At 67.3% G+C, this 1,311-nt stretch carries 1 protein-coding gene; it reads right to left on the bottom strand.

The features are described 5' to 3' along the window. A partial coding sequence (locus tag BW39_RS03405; RefSeq protein ID WP_043819780.1) for an amino acid adenylation domain-containing protein occupies positions 1-1,311 on the bottom strand: 1,311 nt, incomplete at both ends.

Below are 1,311 nucleotides of genomic sequence, written 5' to 3'. Positions count from 1 at the left end.
AGCACCACGATGGCCGAAGGCACCATGTAGTCGGGCAGTACCTGGCCCAGCCGCTCCTTGAGCAGCCCGTCTTCGACTTCCTCGTTCAACGAGACATAGGCCACCAGCCGCGCCCCGCCCGGCCCCTGGCTGGCCAGCACGACGGCCTCACGCACCTCCGGCTGCGCCAGCAGCTGGGCCTGCACCTCGCCCAGCTCGATGCGGAAGCCCCGGATCTTGACCTGCTGATCGACCCGGCCCAGGTATTCCAGCTCGCCCTGCGCGTTCCAGCGCACCAGGTCGCCCGTGCGGTACAGCCTGCTGCCATCGTCCGTGAAGGGGTTGGCGATGAAGCGCTCCGCGCTCAGGCCTTGCCGATTCAGGTAGCCACGCGCCAGGCCCGCGCCCGCAACGAACAGCTCGCCCGCCACGCCTTGCGGCAGCAGGTTCAGACTGCCGTCCAGCACGTACAGGCCCAGGTCGGGAATCGCCACTCCGACGGGGCTGCGTCCTCCTTGAAGGTCAGTCTTGGTGATCTCCCGGTACGTCACATGCACCGTGGTCTCGGTGATGCCGTACATGTTGATGAGTCGGGGGCTTTCGTCCCCGAAGCGATCGAACCACGGCCTCAGGCTTTCGGGCTCCAGCGCCTCGCCGCCAAAGACCACATGGCGCAGCGACAGGCCAGCGCCACACTCCTCGTCCTGCTCCACGGCATGCACCAACTGCCCAAAGGCCGAAGGCGTTTGATTGAGAACCGTGACGCGTTCCGCACGCAGCAAGGCCAGGAAGTCCTGGGGCGAGCGGCTGACCCAGTACGGCACCACCACGAGCCGGCCACCCGTGCACAGCGCACCAAAGATCTCCCAGACCGAGAAGTCGAAGGCGTAGGAGTGGAACAGGGTCCAGACATCGTCGGGGCCGAAGCCGAACCAGGCCTCGGTGGCATCCAGCAGCCGCGCCACGTTGCGGTGGCTCAGCTGCGCGCCCTTGGGGCGGCCCGTGGAGCCCGAGGTGTAGATCACATAGGCCAGGCTGTCGGCCGAGACCTGCACCTGCGGATCGGCATCCGATTCGGCCGACAGGTCCAGCGTGTCGACCTCCAGAATCTGCAAGTGGTCTGCACCCGGAATGCGCGTACGCACTGCAGCCTGCGTCAGCACCAGGGCAATGCCGCTGTCCTCCACCATGTGCGCCAGACGGTCGGCCGGGTAGTCCGGATCCAGCGGCACATAGGCGCCACCGGCCTTGAGGATGGCCAGCAGGCCGACCACCATCTCCACCGAGCGCGACATGGCAATGCCCACGCGCGACTCGGGCCGTACGCCCAGG

Source organism: Delftia sp. RIT313 (assembly GCF_000632165.1).
In the GTDB taxonomy this organism is placed as follows: Bacteria; Pseudomonadota; Gammaproteobacteria; order Burkholderiales; family Burkholderiaceae_C; genus Comamonas; species Comamonas acidovorans.
Note: the sequence above shows the minus strand (reverse complement) of the source record. Positions and strands in the feature narration are given on the sequence as shown.